16 protein-coding genes are annotated in these 16,486 nt (G+C 60.3%); all 16 read right to left on the bottom strand.

All coding sequences use genetic code 11. The annotated features are described in order from the left end of the window. Nucleotides 1-3: 3 nt before the first annotated feature. The gene (locus C7440_RS08330; RefSeq protein WP_116518163.1) at nucleotides 4-4,665 is read right to left on the bottom strand and encodes a defense against restriction DarA-related protein; all 4,662 of its coding nucleotides are present in this window, start codon (nucleotides 4,663-4,665) and stop codon (nucleotides 4-6) included. A gap of 49 nt (nucleotides 4,666-4,714) precedes the next feature. Then, entirely contained in the window at nucleotides 4,715-5,197 is a 483-nt protein-coding gene (locus C7440_RS08335) for a defense against restriction DarA-related protein (RefSeq protein WP_116518164.1), read from the bottom strand. 7 nt (nucleotides 5,198-5,204) lie between these two features. Further along, the gene (locus C7440_RS08340) at nucleotides 5,205-5,801 is read right to left on the bottom strand and encodes a hypothetical protein (protein WP_116518165.1); all 597 of its coding nucleotides are present in this window, start codon (nucleotides 5,799-5,801) and stop codon (nucleotides 5,205-5,207) included. A gap of 3 nt (nucleotides 5,802-5,804) precedes the next feature. Beyond that, on the bottom strand, nucleotides 5,805-6,701 hold the full coding sequence (locus C7440_RS08345) for a hypothetical protein (protein WP_116518166.1): 897 nt from the start codon (nucleotides 6,699-6,701) through the stop codon (nucleotides 5,805-5,807). Nucleotides 6,702-6,704: 3 nt separating this feature from the next. After that, nucleotides 6,705-7,073, bottom strand: coding sequence for a hypothetical protein (locus C7440_RS08350; protein ID WP_116518167.1), 369 nt, complete (start codon nucleotides 7,071-7,073; stop codon nucleotides 6,705-6,707). Continuing rightward, nucleotides 7,073-7,573 carry a hypothetical protein gene (locus C7440_RS08355; protein WP_116518168.1) on the bottom strand — a complete coding sequence of 167 codons (501 nt, stop codon included), beginning with the start codon at nucleotides 7,571-7,573 and terminating at the stop codon, nucleotides 7,073-7,075. Before C7440_RS08355 ends, C7440_RS08350 begins: the two co-directional genes overlap by 1 nt. 117 nt (nucleotides 7,574-7,690) lie before the next feature. After that, on the bottom strand, nucleotides 7,691-7,915 hold the full coding sequence (locus C7440_RS08360) for a hypothetical protein (RefSeq protein ID WP_116518169.1): 225 nt from the start codon (nucleotides 7,913-7,915) through the stop codon (nucleotides 7,691-7,693). Between the two features lie 7 nt (nucleotides 7,916-7,922). After that, the gene (locus tag C7440_RS08365; protein ID WP_116518170.1) at nucleotides 7,923-8,678 is read right to left on the bottom strand and encodes a hypothetical protein; all 756 of its coding nucleotides are present in this window, start codon (nucleotides 8,676-8,678) and stop codon (nucleotides 7,923-7,925) included. A gap of 132 nt (nucleotides 8,679-8,810) precedes the next feature. Continuing rightward, nucleotides 8,811-9,593 carry a hypothetical protein gene (locus C7440_RS08370; protein ID WP_116518171.1) on the bottom strand — a complete coding sequence of 261 codons (783 nt, stop codon included), beginning with the start codon at nucleotides 9,591-9,593 and terminating at the stop codon, nucleotides 8,811-8,813. 72 nt (nucleotides 9,594-9,665) lie between these two features. Beyond that, entirely contained in the window at nucleotides 9,666-10,349 is a 684-nt protein-coding gene (locus tag C7440_RS08375; RefSeq protein WP_116518172.1) for a hypothetical protein, read from the bottom strand. Nucleotides 10,350-10,364: 15 nt separating this feature from the next. Continuing rightward, on the bottom strand, nucleotides 10,365-12,209 hold the full coding sequence (locus tag C7440_RS08380; RefSeq protein WP_116518173.1) for a hypothetical protein: 1,845 nt from the start codon (nucleotides 12,207-12,209) through the stop codon (nucleotides 10,365-10,367). Nucleotides 12,210-12,212: 3 nt separating this feature from the next. Then, the gene (locus C7440_RS08385; RefSeq protein WP_116518174.1) at nucleotides 12,213-12,728 is read right to left on the bottom strand and encodes a hypothetical protein; all 516 of its coding nucleotides are present in this window, start codon (nucleotides 12,726-12,728) and stop codon (nucleotides 12,213-12,215) included. A 27-nt stretch (nucleotides 12,729-12,755) separates the two neighbouring features. Further along, on the bottom strand, nucleotides 12,756-14,441 hold the full coding sequence (locus C7440_RS08390; RefSeq protein WP_116518175.1) for a hypothetical protein: 1,686 nt from the start codon (nucleotides 14,439-14,441) through the stop codon (nucleotides 12,756-12,758). A gap of 118 nt (nucleotides 14,442-14,559) precedes the next feature. After that, nucleotides 14,560-15,069 carry a hypothetical protein gene (locus C7440_RS08395; protein ID WP_116518176.1) on the bottom strand — a complete coding sequence of 170 codons (510 nt, stop codon included), beginning with the start codon at nucleotides 15,067-15,069 and terminating at the stop codon, nucleotides 14,560-14,562. A 41-nt stretch (nucleotides 15,070-15,110) separates the two neighbouring features. After that, a complete protein-coding gene (locus C7440_RS08400; RefSeq protein WP_116518177.1) occupies nucleotides 15,111-16,109 on the bottom strand; it encodes a hypothetical protein in 999 nt (332 codons plus the stop codon). Between the two features lie 41 nt (nucleotides 16,110-16,150). Next, on the bottom strand, nucleotides 16,151-16,486 hold the full coding sequence (locus C7440_RS08405) for a hypothetical protein (RefSeq protein WP_116518178.1): 336 nt from the start codon (nucleotides 16,484-16,486) through the stop codon (nucleotides 16,151-16,153).

Raw genomic sequence — 16,486 nt, forward strand, 5'->3', positions numbered from 1 at the left:
TGGTTAGGCTCCAGAAAGGGCGGCGCTGGCCGCTTTGGTCATCTGTGCGATGTAAGCGCGGGTAGCGTCAGCCCAAAGGGCCTCCATTTCCTGATTACCGGCGTTTTCATTGCGAATGGCCTCAAGCTTCGCAGGTACGTCGCCGTCCAAAGCGTCCGTTTTTCCTTCAATCACAGCTTGAAGGAACGTTTTCGCCTGACCCTCTCCCGATGCTTCCGCCTGGGGTTCTGCCTGGGCCTCTGCGCGCGCGATCAGAAACGCGGCATAGTCCATGCCGGTCTTCGTGGTTTGCCGCTCTTCGAGGTATCGCCCGTCTTCCGCCTCCAAGCGTCGGCGGCCATCATGGGAAACGACCTTGTAGCCGTCAGCTACGCGGCTATCCACCAGCGATTTGCGCGTAATGACAGCCCCGGCACTCTTTACCTGCGCTACGAGCGCCAGCCTTGTCCTCTCGGCGTTCGCGGGCGTCATGCCGCTGGTGAATTCGGCAATCTCTGCGTTGACCTTATCGGCTTGCTCGGCTGCTCTGGCGTCTCTTTCTGCGCGAAGGCGTCGGGTCTCTTCGGCCTCCGCCTGCTCTGCCGCATATTCAGGCGTCAGTCGGTATTCGTCCGTCTTGATCGTGTCTTCTATATCGTCCACGCGATACCGGCGAACCTCGCCGCTGCCGTCTCCCCCAAGGGTCTCAACCTCATACATGTCTCCCGTGGGGTGCTGAATGCGCTGCGCAATACGCTGGCGGCCATACGTTGAATCCCACTCGCGGCCAATGTTGGGGTCTGCTGGCGTTTCGATCATGGCAATGAGCCAGTCGATCATGCTGGGCGCATCGTCATCGGAATACATGGCCGTGATGCCGCTCGGCGTCTTCACGCGGTCGCCGCCATCCTCGCCCACGAACACCATGGCCTTGCCGTCGCCGCCCATGTCGATTCGACCGATGACGTTGCCGCCCTTACGGATTTTGCCGACATACGACTGTTCGCCCGCCGAATCCAGCGCAGCATCTGGCGTATGCTCTACGATTTCTTCCAACGGTTCGCCATCGGACGCGAAGGTCTGGCCTATCTCGCCTTCGTCAACGGCGAATTCGGCCAGAATGTCCATGGCTTCACGAATGCTTGCGGCAACGTCTTCCTCAAGCGCCGCCTGTTCGGCATTGCCCTCGGCGGCATTGATCGGCGCATTGTTCTCCACCACATCGAGCGCGACTTGAAGCTGGGCCACGGCATGGCCCACATCGTCAAGGACGGTTCCGCCAAAGAATCCCCATTCGACGCTTGCGCCGTGGCGTTTGGCGGCTTCATCCATGACCCGTGCGGATTGGAATGGCGAATAGTCGGATTCATCCACCGAGGCGCTTAGCCAGGCCTTGAACTCCTTTGAGGCGTTCTCGAACTGGTAGGCGGCATCAACAGACGCCGCCTTTTCGGCGTCTTCGTCAACCGGGGCGGAAATGTCAGCGCCCACGGCTTCCAGCGCCTGGCGTAGGCCACCAAAGATAGCGGCATCGCGGAAAAACGCATTGAAGGCCTTGGCGCGCGTAACGGTGCGCAAGGCGTTGCCATTTTTCATGCCGTACGTGGTCGCAGCGCCACGCTTGCTTGTGCCGATTTCTTGATAGCCTTCCGCAAACGCATCAATGACGAACTTCTGGCCAGTAACGATGCCGGAATCTGTTTGCACCTTCACGCTGTTCAGGAACGCCCATCCGTCCTTCACATTTTCAAGGTCTCGGCTCGCCTTGCGCTCGGCATCCTTGTTGGCTTGAATCTCTGCGCGCTGTTCAGGCGATATTCCTGCCCATTCGTCAATCTGGCGGGCGCGCTCTTTTTGGGTCTTGCCAAGCTTGATGCCGGTTGATCGGGCAAATACCTCTGCGCTGGCCTTGTTTCTGTCGCTACCAACACTGGCAAGAATTCGGCGCAGGTAATCCGCATCCTTGCCGTCAATGGCATTAACAAGGCGCATAATCCATTCGCTACGCCCGCCCACCTCAATACCATGCTTTCGATATATGGCAATGGCGGCACCGGCCAGCGGCGCGTCATCAGGCAATGCGGCGAGTTCCGCCGCGCCCGCTTCCTGTAGCTTTTCCTTCGCAATTGCACGAAGGCGGTCAACCAATTCGCGATACGCCTGGTTGGCGGCGCTGTTGGCGGCGTATTCAGGGGTATCGTGCAAGATAGACAGGCGGGAATCCCATGACTTGATGCCGGCGGCCTCAAGTGCATCGCGCGCCCGGAATATGTAGCCGTCTTCGCCCCTCGGGTTTACGGCATCGCCCAAGCGGCGCTCTTCGGCCTTGGCCTGCTCTGAATCCGCAATCGCCTCAATATCTACCGAAGCCACCAGGGCGTTTATACGCTCGGCCTCTTTGCCCCATGCCTTGATGTAGGCATCAATAAGCGCCTGGTGCTCATTCTCGGGCGTGTCCGCTGGCGTTTCCTCGGTCTTTTCCCCGGCCGCTTCTGCCAGTTCGGCAAGCAAGGCATCCGGGTCAATATCGGCAACGCTGGTGGTGTCTTCGGATACAGTGTAGCCAGCCGCGCGCATCCGATTCGCCGTCTCTTCGGCGTGTTGCGTGAGAACCTTTGCGGTTCCATCCGTCTGCTCTGCAAGCTCGCGCCAGGCATCTTCCCCGGCTTTCGTGTTCGCGTAGAACATCGTGAACATTCCGTCCACGGCCCGATACGACAGATCCGTTTTGACCGGCGTTTCGGGCTGATCAAGTTTCAGCGTACCCGGAGCCGCAGCCGATTCTTTGGCCCACGCCTCGGTTTTCGCGTTGAACTCTTTCGCCGCCTCTGCTGCATCCTTATCGCGGCAATCCATATCGAATACGGTCTCCATGCCTGATTCCAGGGATAGATACCGCTGATTGCCGGAATTGAACACGCCAAAGACAATGCGCGATCCGCCCGGATTCAGTTCGCCGCCGGCGGTAGCGCCCCCAACGTCCTTCTGAACCGACAGTTCGTTTTCTCGCGTCCAGCCGTGCGCCGTAACCAGCATGCCCAGTATTTGCACCGAGTAGTGCGGCTCTTCGATGGGCGCGAACGTCTGGTCGTTGCTGAAATCATGCTCACCAACCGCATACCTTGATGCATTGCCAGGCTTAAAGAAGTACGGCACGCCGTCTTTTTCGACGTACACGTTCTCCGCGCCCACTTCGTCAATGCGCGCCACGCCAAGCGCTTGCAATTTCTCTTGCGTGTCGATTTCGCTGGCCTTAGACCAGTCGATTGCCGGGGCCGCCGCCGGTTCCGGGTCTGCCCCCATGACGGCGCGCGCAGCATCCTGCGGGCTGCTCTGCTTGACCCATTCAGCATCCACGGCATCGGGATTGACCTCAATTGCGCCCTGCGCATCCGAACGGCTCATGCTCCAGCCGCTTTCAATGGCCTCAAGAACCGATTCCTCCCACACGACGCGGGCAGACCGGACGGGGCGGCTTTCGGCGGCGATCTTCGCCACTTCCAATTCCCGCTGCGCCTGGGTCAGCTCCGTTTCAAGCTGGGCGATTTCGGTTTTCAATCCCTCGATGGACTGCATGCGGTCGGCCCGTCGGGCGTTCGCGCGCGCGAAGGCCGCGCTGTTCTTTTCGGCCAGCTTCATGATGCGCCGCGCCACTTCCCGGACATTCAGATCATTGCCGCGCTCGGGGGCAACGACAATCGTTATGTCCTTTTTGTTCAGCATCCACTTCCACGACACCAGTTCATCGGTCGGGGCAATGCGCGTGGGCGTTACGTCCGGGTTATGGAAAAACACGGACACGGTTTGGCCGTCCGAAAGCTCGAACACGGCGGCCACGTTGGCCGTGCCGCGCTGCTTGAACGGCTCGGTAATCTGCAAGGCCGAAGGCTTCACGGTCTGGCCGGCGCGCTCCATGACGCTGCGAATGATGTTCATCTGGCGCTCAAGGCGCTGGAACGGCACCACAAGCGCGTCCAGGGTCATGACGCTATCGGCATCGTCCATAATCTCGGCCACGGTTACGGAGTCAAGCAACAGCCCGCCCGCGTCATTGCGGCGCACGTCATACAGAACGCGATCCAGAGTCACGCCCAGGGGGGCGGCGTTGTCATCCCATTGAAGTTTGCGGTTCATGTCTTCTAGTCCTTCGAAAGGCAATTGGTCAGCCGATAGCGGGCGGCTCAAGTCGGAATTCTTGAGCCACCACTTGAATTGAGAAATTGAGCAAGGGATAAGGCTTTTCAGGCCCTTCCAGCCTTTGTCATAGCTACCCAGGTACGCATTGCGCGCAGCCTCTTCATCGGGGAAGGCAAGCATGACCTTGTGTTCATCGAACCGGCCATCCCAATACTGGTTGATGACATAGACCATTTCGGACTGCGGGTAGTAGCCCACAAACACGTCCACGGCATCGCCATCAGCGCCCTTGGTTCCGCCCACATACCCGTAATGGGCGGCCATGCGGCTTACCCAGCGCTTGCCGGCATCCGACACGCCGGTACGGTATGAGTTGCGCGGCTGTTCGATGACGATAGGCAGGCCGTAGAGCGTGAACCGGCCCATCTTGTAGTTGCCCGGCTTCTTTTGTGCGTCGGTCGGCTCAGGCAGCCGGTTAACGCCGAAAGCGCCTTCATTTGAGGCGCTCTCGATGGTCAGGAATTGGGAGTCTGCGGGTGTCGTAGCCATAGCAGAATCGTATGGCCCTGCACCCGCAGGAAAGGGGTACGTTTTCCGCCTATGCGGGCTGCGCGTTCAATGCGGCGATTTCACCGCGCACCGCCGCGATGGCCTCTTTCAGGTCGTCGCGCTTTTGCGTCAAGGCCACCTCCATGCGTGGCGCGGCAGTACGTACGCTGGGCGGCAGCTTGACCAGCGCGCGCGCCAGCTTCTTCTGGAACTTGGAGCGTCCGGCATCCAGCGACTTGACGATTTCGCCAATGGCCGCCACATGATCGTCCTGATTGCGGATCGGCAGCACCGAACCATTCACCAGCACTTGGAATATGTCGCCAGACTGTTTGATGCGAAACACGACCTTTTGAGAATCGCTCATGGTCAGCGTCATTTCGCGGTAGCTCACGCCGGAAGAGCGCTTCGGGCTGGCCGACACGTCCTGGGCGATGACATTGGCCCCGGCGCGCGCGAAATACTTGATGGCCTGCTTGGCGGCCTTGTCCTTGGTGGACATGTCTTCAAACGAAAATAGAATGTTCTTCATGGTTCCCTCAATGGCTATGGTGATTGCTATTTGCCCCGTCTGCGAGAATGTCGCCCGTTGCGTTGACATTGCCCTTGACGCCGATATTCCCCTCGACAGAGACCCCGGAGCCGCCGGATACGGCCATGCCGCCCTTGCCGACGATGGCCCCATCAACCAGCATGTTCCCCTTTACGTGGGTATCGGCAGCGTCAATGGTGGCGCTGGGCGCTTGCACAATGACATGCGTGCCGGACTTGATCAGGAAGTCGCCCCCCGCAATCATCCGCATGAGCGTTTCGGCCAACAACTCCATGTTTGCATGGTGCCAGCGCCGCCAGCCTGTAGAGTTTCCCGCCTGCGGGTTGCGGTATCCCGTGATGATCGGATAGCGCGGATCGCCGCCAATGAAGGCCACCCATATAGGATCGCCCGGGGTGATTTCGATTTCGGTGGTGTTTGCGCCGGCCCGCGACTTGTCGCCGATGGAATACTCGATTTCAGCCTCGGGCAGCACGTCGCCGCCGTCCGTCAGGCCCGGTATCTCAACCCGGCAGGTGCGCCGGTCGGCATCGTACGAGCGAACAATCGCCGGGTATCGGCCCGGCATCAGGCCTATTTCCACCGCTCATTCCTCCACGCTTCCCAGCCATAGCCGGGAATACTGGTTGCTACCGTCGCCGTCCACGTTGTTCTCGAACACATGCGCCGCCGTGATGACGACAAGCGGCTTTTCAGAGGCCACGCTCACCACGTCGCCGGCGTTGATTTGGGCAGAAAATCCCAGCTTGGCGGTTTTCTTGAGCACCAGGCAGCGTGTCATGTTGCGCAGTCGAAGCGCGTTCTTGAATGGCGCGTACGCGGCCAGTCTGGGCTTGTCGCGGTTGCCGAACACAGCCGCCCCCGCGTCATTGGTCGAAAAGAACCACGGCACAAGATGGCGCTCAAGAAAGCCGCTGTCCACATCTTCAATGGCGTTGTCAGGGATTGCGGTAACGGGCGCTTGCTTGATCAGGTCGGGCAGCCGATAGAAGCGTAGACGCCCGGATTTCCATCGAAGCGTGCCGCCTTCCTCTTGCAGGACGCGGGCAACCTGAAACGTAGGGGTCTGGCCCACCGGGCAATAGAAGCGCGGGATTTGAAAATCGTTCTCGATGCCTTTCACGGCCGCGCCACAGGCCCGGTACGCTTCCAGCAGGGTGCAGTTTTCTTTGATGATGGCGCGCTGGCGAACAAACGAGGCCTGATGGCAGGCATCCAGCAGCGCCGTGACGCGGATTGCGCCGCTATCGTGCTGGCCCTGGGCCTCACGGCCTACGACGCGCTGCGCCTTGATGATACGCACCGTATCACCGTCGCGGCCTACCGTCATGGTCTTGCCCTCGGCCAGGTGCGCGCGCATTTCTTCGTCCGCCCGAATATCGGCCTCAAACGTGAACGGCACCGGGGCCATGTCGGAGCGGGCCACGGCGGACTTGATAATGTCGCCGCGTACCTGATTGCCGTTTTCGAGGTAGACCAGCATGGCCTACACCGTGATGATGGGCTGATAGAACGCTCGGCGCGGCATTTCCGCTTCCATGGCGTTTATGTCCGCCGCAATCTCGGAAGCGGAGCGCCCGAACACGTCCAGGCCCAGCCCGCGCGACGCCTCAAGCTGCAAGGCGGTCTCGCGCTCGACGTACAGCAGGAACAGTGGGCGGATAAGCGCCCATTCTGAATCGCTGATTTCCGTCTCGCCGTCAACAGTCTCGGGGGCGGAAGTCAAGTATCCGTACCCGTAATAGAAGAGCGTTGCCGCCAGCGCCTGGGCCTTGACAGCTTCATCCCCGAGAATGTTCCCAGCCTCCCGCTCCTTTTCAGAGAAACGGGCGGCCAGTTCGTCCAGCGTTGCCATTACCGATAATCGCTCGAATTACCGGCTTCTTTCTCGCCGAAGTAGTGGTAGAACATCGTGCCGTTGAAAAGCAGAACCTGCGAACGGTTCTCCCAGTCACGGTCGGGGTTGTCCATGACCATGAAGCAATCCACGATGCGCTTCATGTTCAGGTATTTTTGAGGCGTACCCTCGTAGACCTTGGCATTGAACTTGCCTCCGCCAGCGATAATATCGACAAGCATCTGATCGATAGAGCCGGCCACGGTCTCCATGAAGGCGACTTGGCCCTGATGGTTAACCCTAAGCTGTTGGGCTTCCCAGGCCGCCGCGCCAAGCGGGGTAGGCACCTCGATTTCACCGGACGGCGAAAGCTCGGGCCACGGGGCCTGCTTGCACAGCAAATAGTTCTGCTCGAAACCCTCGATTTCGAGGGTGAAGTCGGAGTTGATTACCTTCGCGCCCAGCGCCTGGCCGGCGTCATGGAACTGCTTCAAGTAATTAGCGTTGGATACCGTCATGGTGGCCGCCCTTGGTGATTGAATACGGAATAGGTGTTGGTGCTCAAACTGTAGTCAACGGGGCGGGCCGGAACCCCGTTGATTTTCCAGATTCAGGGCGATCTAGGCGGATTGACGCTACCGCCTACCGCCCGCCGCCTTGGCAACCGTTCCCAGGCCGCGTATCACGTCATTGAGACGGTTGACGATGGCCGCCTGTAGCTTGGCGTCGGCCTCCCTGGCGCGCTTCCAGTCAGAGAATGGCTTGCCGTCAAAGAATGCCTTTGCCATGGATGGCGTCATCGTCATGGCCTCGGTAATGGGCGTGTTCGCGTACAGGGTCAGACTGGCGGCCAGTTCCACCAGGGATTCAGACCAACTGGAGCACGATGCTCGCGAGGCCGGAACGTACCGGAAATCGGGCGGGCGGCAGTCCGGCTGCAGCCCCCTCCTTTGGCATGGCAAGCAGGCCCGAATCGTCGTAGTGCATGCGGAACAGGTGGTGCAGCTTGTCGCGCCCCTCGCCGAAGGCGTACACCATCAACTCGAATTCGCTTGACGGGAATCCCGCCATGATCTTCATGCGCGTAGCCAGCCAGTCATCGAACTCGCCTTCACCATCCTCGGGCAAGGGCGTTTCTTCGCCGTCTCGCACAAGCTGGGCGGCCATCTGCCCCAGCATCCAGTGCAAGCGCCCGCCGATCCCGTCCACCAGGCCGGCAATGCGCTCTATCGACTCGGCCATGCCGCCGGTCAGGTGGCGCACGTTCCAGGCGTCGCCCCCGATTTCGCCAACCGGCACCAGGCGCACGGCCTGGGAAATGTCGGACTCGCCATCGAAGTAGTCGGAATACTTGCTGTTGTCACCCAGGGAGAAGTCGGGGCCGTCATCGCGCACGCACGCGAGATAGTGGCAGACCGCAAAGGTGCGCTCTTGTACCGTCCACTTGGCCGGGTCTTGCTCGCCCTTGACCGATGACGCCGCAGTCCGCAGGAACGCGGTTGCAATGGCCTCATTCAGGTGTACCGGCATTCCGGCCACGGCGATTGATTCGCCAAGGGATAGCTCTTTCAATTGAATGGTAAGGCGCTTGGTGCGCAGTACCGGGAAATTCAGGTGTGACATGATTGCCCCATGCGCCCGCTAGAAAGTCGCGACACCCCGGGCGGGCAATGACCGGGTTCGGGAGCTACCTATAGCCGCGACACCCCCATCATGGCCGCGCGCACGCCGCGCACTGGGGGCGCTTTTCCTGCCTTACATTGCCACCTTGCGCACGTTCGCCCAGTCTTCCTTGTCCAGGGCCGTCAGCGAACATATCGTCATCGGCACCAGCAGCTCGACAAAGTTCCCGTCTGCATCAATGGGCGACGACAGCGGCATGCCGATGGACTCAATCACCAGTGGCGCGAAGGTTCGACCCTTGTATTGCAGGGCAATCATGACCGGCGACAGCGACGGCAAAAGCGCTTCGATAGATCCGGTTTCGCCCTTGGCCGACTCCACCAGGCGCGGCAACACCGTACCGTCCGTGGACAGCTTTTCAGGCAGCGACCATTGCATCAACTGTTCGAACGGCGCTTCGACCTCGGTAGCGGCATCGCGCCAGGCCCGGAACAGCGCCTGAACCGAGAATTTCACTGGCGGCATTCCGGTAAATACCTGGGTGCTGTTCAGCTTGGTAATGCCCGTGCGGCCCTCAAACTGTTTCAGGAAGTCGGCGGACGCCTTCTGTGCGCCGCTGGCCTGCTCGCCCTCCTTGGGCTTTCCCAGTACCGCGTCAACGAACGGCTGCAGCGTTCCCGATTGCAGCATTGCCAGCAAGGCCGGCGCTTTGCTCTCGGGGCCGGACTGCTCAAACGGGCTTTGCCAGTTCAGGCTGATTTCCATTTCAGCCTCGACCAGCGGAGCCTTGACGGTAATGGCGCTGTCAATGCGCTTGCCTTGCCGGTCTACCTGATAGAACGATGCAATGAGGTGGGGATTCAGGCCATCCCATAGCGACGAAAGCGCGGGGGTCAGGCTGGCTACTATGCTCACGGTGCGAACTCCAAAATAAAAGGGGCGTCCTACGATATGCAGGACACCCCGGTCTACACTGCCTGCAAGGGCTTAGATGCCCATCTTGCGGCGCAGTCGCATGGACTTCGCCCGGCGCATCATGGCCCCCGCGTTATGGCTCTTCATGCGAGCCTTGCGCAGCCCCATCTTCTGCTTTGCGGACAGCCGAATGGTGCCGGCCACGCGCTTGCGGATACGGGTTTTCTTGCCCTTGCGAATGGCGAACGTCTTCTTGTAGGTGGCGTCAAGCACTGCCTCTTGCTCGTCGTCGCCAAACACGAAGCTGTCAATGTCATCGCTGGCCGCGTCTTCGCCCTCGGGCAGCGTGGTAGCCACCAGATCGCGCACACGGTCGGCAACGTCGCCTTCCCAGTCATTCAGAAGCGCGTCAATGTCATCTTCGGCCACGCCCTGTTTTTCCAGATAGTCGCCCACGGCGTTTACGGCAATTTCCAGCACGCCGTATTCGTCTTCGGACAACTCGCCGTCCTTGTTTTCATCGGCAATGCCGACAAGCAAGGCCAACAGGCGGTCGGCCATCGTTTCGCCTTCGTCCAGATCGTCGGTTTCGACCCACTGGTGAACGGTAGCGACGGCGCGCAGCGTAATGTCCTTGGCCGCGTAGCTGTCAGCCCCGGACAGCGTGGGGCCATCGTTTTTCTTGGTGTCATCCAACACCACCGCAGGTTTAGCGGGCCGCATCATGGCCCCCCGCAAAAGTTCGTTGATACTCATTTCTTTGCTTCCTTTTTAACGATTGAGGGTTTGGGTGGTGAAGATTTGGCGAGCCACGCCGTCATACCGCAGCCAATACGACACGTCCATACGGTCATAGGGGCGCTGCTCGTTCGGGCGAACATCGAAGCGGTACGACATGCCGCCCATGGCCGGGTCGTCGGAGGCCACAAGCCAGCCGGCGGACGTAGCACCATCGAACAGCACTTTCAGGTAGTCGCGCATGCGCTTGACGGCAACGCTCATGGGAAGCTGTAGCGTGTCCTTGTTGAAGCGTGTCACGGCATCGTCAATGCTCGTAGACATGTCAGCAACGGAAATCAGCTTCTTGAGGCTGTTGTCCACCAGGGCGCACGTAAGCGAATCGCGGAACACGTAGCGACCGCCGCCGGTATAGACCTCCCACATAACCGGGTTGATCTTGGCGCGAGCCAGGGCGTTCAATTCCTGATCGCGCGGCGTGTACGTCTGCGTAACGCGCGTGCGACGGATGGGCCATTCGCGTCCGGCAATCGGGTAGTTCTTCGGCGCGAAGCCCTTGGTATCGGTCTGCGCATTTCGACCGCATGCGTAGGCGATATTCAGGGTGGCGGAGCCGTAGAAGTCCTTGCCGTTCACGCCGGTCGGGTCGTCGGACTTGAGCGGCGCCCAAAAGGCATGCATCAGGTGCGCCGTCAGGCTGGCCCCCATGTTCAACTGCTCGACAAAAGCAACCGCCGCCTCGGGGTTCAGGTTGCCCGGCACGTCAAAACGAAGCTGGCGGTTCGTGTCGAACGCCAGTTGCGCCTTTTGCGCCAGCAGGGCCGGGGCTTCGGTCATGCCGGAACTGATGTAGGCGTAGTTGAACGGCGTGTATTGCAGCAACTCGCGCGCACGCATGTAGTCCTGGGTGGTGTAGCCCGTGCCGCCTTCCTCGAAGCAGACCAGAACCGGCGAAGATGCCCACTTCGGGAAGAAGTTGGAATCGTAGCCATAGGCCGCGCTATCGGGCTGAACGGTGCGGATCGCGCCCACGAAGAACTCCACCGCATCGGTCTGGCCAGAAATCAGGTCAGGCAGATAGGCGGTGTTGCCGTAGTCATCCTTGGCGTCCGGGTCAAGCGAACCCTCGAACTCGAACAGGGCCACATCGTCACGGTCAAGGACGCGCAGGGAAATGCGGCCATTCTCGACGGGCATACCGCCTTCGGTCTTTTCTTCGGCGCGGAACTGAACCTTGATGCCATCATTGAAGCATTCGAGGTGTTTCAGGGCGAAGAAGAACGGGCCATCGGGCAGTTCATCCTGGGCGGCGAAGCTGTACTCCGACGAAACGCCCAGTTCGGGCGCAACGGTGTAGCCGGAGCCTGGGGCAACCACAGAGGCGGACACGATAGTGCCGTCTTCCACGGTAACGGACACTTGCGCGCCAGTTCCCGGGCCGCCCACAGTGATTGTCGGCACGGCCAGGTAGCCGGAGCCGCCCTCGGTCACTTCAATCGCCGTCACCGCGCCGGCGGCAACAGTTGCAGTCAGGACAGCGCCAGCACCAACCGAGGCCACCAGATACTTGATCTTGGCGTTTTCGGTGGACAGGCGCTGCACGATGGCCTGATATGCGCCGTTGTTCACGGCCTCAACCACTTGAATCCAAGCCTTGTTCAGCGCCGAAACGCGAACAGGCTCACCACGGCCCAGGCGCTTGAAGACGTTGCCGCGATCAACCGCAAAAGGCTTGTCGATACGGCCACGGGTGGCGCGCATCATGATTCCGAATACTTGATCCGAATTGTCTTGAGACGGAATTTCGGAGTTATCGCGCAGCGGATTAAGCTGCACCCCGGATTCCGCCCCCAACTGACGTACGAAGGCGGTACTCATGGATTATTCCCCTTTCTTTGCGGCAGCGGCCTTGGTGGTCTTGCCGGCGGGTTTCGATTCAGCAGCCTTGGCGGCCTCCTGATCATCGGCCTTGGGAGCCTCGCCAGTGCCTTCGGCCTTGTTCTCGCCGCCTTCATCCGTCTTGGGCGCATCCGCAGCGGGCGCTACGGGGGCGGCAGGCGGTTCAGCAACGACAGGTGCAGCCTTGGGCGCTTCCAGCGATTCGATGGTCAGGGCAACGGCGTACTTGTTCAGTTCCGCAATCTGCTCGACGCTCGACGCCAGGCGCTGCAACTGGTCGTGATCCGCGATGGTCACGACAGCCTTCACGTCCGGCTTTCGGCTTGCCACGTTGCGCAGGAACAGGCCCCCAACCTCGGGGAATGTCACGTTGCGGGGCATCAGGTTGACGATTTCGAACTTGCCGGGATACGTCGCGTCGGCAAAGGCCTCGGCTACCACATCGTTGGCGTCCTTCCCGGTAAGGGAAGGAGCGCCCAATTGAACTTTGCTGGTCATGATTGGGTTCTCCTTTCTCTTTGCGGGTTAGTGGCGCAGGTTCTTCACGTTGATCATGGCCGCGCCGCGAGCCGATGGGCCGTGCGGGTTGACGCTGGTGAAGTTGCGGGCGTAGAAGCCAGCGCCGGTCTTGAGGTCTTGATTGACGGCCAGCGGAACCACGGTAGGCGGCACGGCGTCACCCAGCACGAACGGGTTACGGGTAACGTCCGTAGCGCGTCCGATGCACAGGATTTGCGCGGTGGTGTCGCCCTCAACAACAACCTTGGGCGTGTAGTACACCTCGTAGCGACCAAACAGCGTGCCGACACGGAAGATTCCCGGGCGCTCGACCACGCCAGACGGCACAAACAGTTCGCGCGGCAGCGACATGAATTGAGCGGCGATGTTCTTGCCGACATAAATGTGCGTGATGCCGTGGTTCATGGTGTCGATAGCCATTTGCTGGGAAACGACAGCCAGGATCGAAGCGAAGTCGCCCCAAATCTGCGCAAGGGTCTTTTCCTGCTTTTGGCCGTCCCAGTCGAAATCGAAATCGACTTGGTTGTTCTGCGCCAGGCGCTTGGCCTTCAACAGGGTTTCGTAGTGGCGCTCGTTACCGAACTGCGCTTGAATGGCGATAACGCTTTCGCTGTACGGGTCAAGGCCCAGTTCGTTAGCCATCTGCGTACGGCTGTCGATGGTTTGCTGGGTAATGACGCGCCACGGCTTGGCGTTCAGGCGGAAGGTCTTGACGGACGAAATGATGCGGGGCGTAACGCTCGGGTCGCGCTCGTAGTCGATAAAGCCCTCAACGTGGACAGGAACCGACACAGGCAGCGCGGGGGTGGACGTGAGGGCGATAGCGCCGGTATCCGTATTGATGGAGCCGCCAATCAGGTAGGTGGTGCCTTCAATGACGGTGGTGCCGGAAACGGTCGAATTGCCGGTGCCGGACGAATCGACTTCTTTGCCAACCACCAGGCCGTTGACGTAGACGATGGAGCGACCGCGCAGCAGCTTGACGCCGGGCGATGCGGGCGCGCAGGTTTCGTCGGAATCCTGAACGGTGGTCAGCTTGCCGGTGATAGCGCCGGTGGGTTCGCCTTCGCCATCCACAGCAATGGTGCATTTGTGGACGCGAGACGATGAAATGTAGGAGTCGCCCGAGTGGGTGCCGTCCATGATTGCGCCTTCCGCGTACGCCCCGTGAGTCGATCCAGCGTCATGCGTCATGATCGCCAGAATGGCCTCGTTCGAGCCAATATCAGCCGGCAGGTAGTGGGCGAAGGGGATAGCCTCGCCAATGGCCGACAGGATCGCGATAACAGCCCGGTTCGGCTGCAGCGAAATCTGGTCGTGGTGGTCGGAGCTTGCCGAGTCCAGATGGAACCGGCGGCGGGCATCGTCGGTGGTGGCGTAGGCCGAATGGATGGCCTGTTCGATCACGTCAGCGGAGGGTTCGGTGCCGTGCTGGCCCTCGAAGGCGCTGATGCCGTCGAGAATCGCGCGCGTAACCTTGATCTTGCCTTCGCCGCCGACTTCATCCAGCACAGTCGCCAGCTTTTCGGGCATCTTCGAGTCGCCACGGCTGGCGGATTCGGTAATGAAATCCTCGGCGGCGGCGGAATCGAACACACCGCTGGGGGCGGAGTTGTCTTTGAGGTCTGCAACAAATTGGGATACTTCGGCGGTTTCGCGCTTGAAGTAATCCTGATGCACTCGCTTAGTCATGTTTTCTATCCTTATCGGAAAAGTTCAAATGCAGAAGACGCCGGAACAATTCCGACTGACTGCAATTGTTTCCCGCGTGACTGGCGCGGGAAGTTGGCTTTTTCCGATATTGATAGGACTATGGGGCAGGTTCGCCCGAGGGCGGCTCTGCGCCTGGGCCTGGCTCGAAATCGAGCGCACTGAAAGTGTCCATGTCTCCGCGTCGATTCATGACATAGCGCATAACATAAGGGGGGATGTTGATGGTGGTCTCGACCTGCACCACCTCATAGGCAACCCGCACCCCTTCACCAAGCATGATCAAGGCAACATCATTCTTCTTAACCTCGAACGAATTTGGCATGCCAGGCGCTTCTGCTGGCTCAATCAGAAACCGGAATTCATCGCCCGAGTTGTTGTTCGCATCCATTCTGTCCATCATGACGGACGGATTGAACTGCTCTGCCTGCATCGTGTAGCCATTTCCAATGAATTCCCATTTGACCTGCTCTTCATCGTCCGAACTCATGACGGCCAGCCCGCCCATGGTCGGCATGCCGCCCGACTCGGGGCCGGGGCGTGTCACCCTCTTTCTGAACACCTGGCAATTGAATGTATTGGGGTGGTTGATGATGACATTGCGCGCCATTCTGCTGACGCCCTGCGGTACATTAGTAAGCATCCTTTACCTCACTTGCTGCCTGCCGCTGCGGCCAAGGCTATTTGTTCGTCTGACAATCCCATAGACTTAAATAGGGCAATCTGCGCTGCGTTGAATCCTGCCGCCGATGGCTTTGCTCGCCTTGTGGCCGCCGTTAGCTTCTTTGGCTTTGGTGCCTTGCTTATGGCGTCCTGCAAGGCCCGGCGCTCGCGCGCGATGGCGGCGGCCTTGCGCCTGTCTTCCGTGGTCTTGATGTCGCGCACGCGCCCCTTTTTGGCGGCCTCTTCGGCCTCCTTTTGGGTCTGTCGCAGCACGGCCTTGTTTTCGTCGCTGTTGCGCGCACGCTCAAGCAGGCGGGTCAGGAACAGCAGCACCGTACCCGACGACTCGATTTCAGCCATGACGCGCAGGACGTGCTTGCACCCGACGCCGTGAAGGTTCGGGTTGCGGATCTTCGGGAAGCCGGTTTCGGCCCGGCCAGCGTTGAAGCTGCCAATGGTCGAAATGTAGCGAAACCAGTACGTGTGCCTGCCACAGTCGCAATCGAACTTGAGCGGTTGCTTGCGTAGCCAGTTGGCGGCCTGCTTGGGATTCTTCGCCCCCGCCGATGCCGCCGCCCCGTAACTCATGAACTCGACGGCGACGTGGTGGCGCGACACGTTAGAGTCCGGCCCGGCATTCGTCACGAAGCGCACCCGGCCATTGCTGGCGGATGCTGGCACGGCCATGCGTATCTCGCGCTGGGCGCGCTCCCGGTCAACAGGAAGCGACATATCCAGCACCTGGCGCGCGCGTATTCCGCCCTTGAAATGGCGCTGCACCGTGCGTATGTTCTGCCGGAATACGGCCAGGTCATCGGCGCTGATCGGTCGGACTTCGCCCCCCAGCGTGGTCATGAGCACGCGCCCGGCGTCGTATTCGCCCACAACCTCTTTCGGGTTCAGGATATTTTGAGCGACAGCCCGGCGGGCCTTGTCGAACGCGGCTGCCTCTTTGGCCTCGGTAGCGGAGCCGTACAGCTTGCCCATCCATGAGCCAGCGGAGCGCCCCCCGTTTTGATTGGTCGCCATCAGTCATTCATCCATGTGGGCTTACCGTCTTCCCGGTAATCGCCGCGCGTCTCGAACCCGGCTCGGCGCTTGAGCGCGTATAGCTGCCCCTCATTGGGAAGGGTCAGGCGCTGCTGGGCCAATGGCCGGTCGAATGCATCCAGGCCAGCGGCGGCGGCAATAACCATGAATTCATCACGGCGGCCATACACGCGCTGCGACACCAGCGACAAATCCCAAACTTCGTCGGGCTTGGTCTCGTAGAAAATCGCCTGTTCCCAGGGCTTCGTACGCTGGGCGAAATCGCGCACCATGCGATAGAAGTTCTTGGCGGCGTTGGTGTCTTGGTCAATCAT

Source organism: Pusillimonas noertemannii (assembly GCF_003096595.1).
GTDB lineage: Bacteria > Pseudomonadota > Gammaproteobacteria > Burkholderiales > Burkholderiaceae_B > Pusillimonas > Pusillimonas noertemannii.

Excerpts from the sequence above, each read along its gene's own strand:
- C7440_RS08395 (WP_116518176.1), bottom strand. The coding sequence starts at position 15,069 with ATGGCGCGCAATGTCATCATCAACCACCCCAATACATTCAATTGCCAG.
- C7440_RS08380 (WP_116518173.1), bottom strand. The coding sequence starts at position 12,209 with ATGAGTACCGCCTTCGTACGTCAGTTGGGGGCGGAATCCGGGGTGCAG.
- C7440_RS08330 (WP_116518163.1), bottom strand. The coding sequence starts at position 4,665 with ATGGCTACGACACCCGCAGACTCCCAATTCCTGACCATCGAGAGCGCC.
- C7440_RS08335 (WP_116518164.1), bottom strand. The coding sequence starts at position 5,197 with ATGAAGAACATTCTATTTTCGTTTGAAGACATGTCCACCAAGGACAAG.
- C7440_RS08400 (WP_116518177.1), bottom strand. The coding sequence starts at position 16,109 with ATGGGCAAGCTGTACGGCTCCGCTACCGAGGCCAAAGAGGCAGCCGCG.
- C7440_RS08390 (WP_116518175.1), bottom strand. The coding sequence starts at position 14,441 with ATGACTAAGCGAGTGCATCAGGATTACTTCAAGCGCGAAACCGCCGAA.
- C7440_RS08345 (WP_116518166.1), bottom strand. The coding sequence starts at position 6,701 with ATGCTGGTCTACCTCGAAAACGGCAATCAGGTACGCGGCGACATTATC.
- C7440_RS08365 (WP_116518170.1), bottom strand. The coding sequence starts at position 8,678 with ATGTCACACCTGAATTTCCCGGTACTGCGCACCAAGCGCCTTACCATT.
- C7440_RS08355 (WP_116518168.1), bottom strand. The coding sequence starts at position 7,573 with ATGACGGTATCCAACGCTAATTACTTGAAGCAGTTCCATGACGCCGGC.
- C7440_RS08405 (WP_116518178.1), bottom strand. The coding sequence starts at position 16,486 with ATGATTGACCAAGACACCAACGCCGCCAAGAACTTCTATCGCATGGTG.
- C7440_RS08350 (WP_116518167.1), bottom strand. The coding sequence starts at position 7,073 with ATGGCAACGCTGGACGAACTGGCCGCCCGTTTCTCTGAAAAGGAGCGG.
- C7440_RS08385 (WP_116518174.1), bottom strand. The coding sequence starts at position 12,728 with ATGACCAGCAAAGTTCAATTGGGCGCTCCTTCCCTTACCGGGAAGGAC.
- C7440_RS08375 (WP_116518172.1), bottom strand. The coding sequence starts at position 10,349 with ATGAGTATCAACGAACTTTTGCGGGGGGCCATGATGCGGCCCGCTAAA.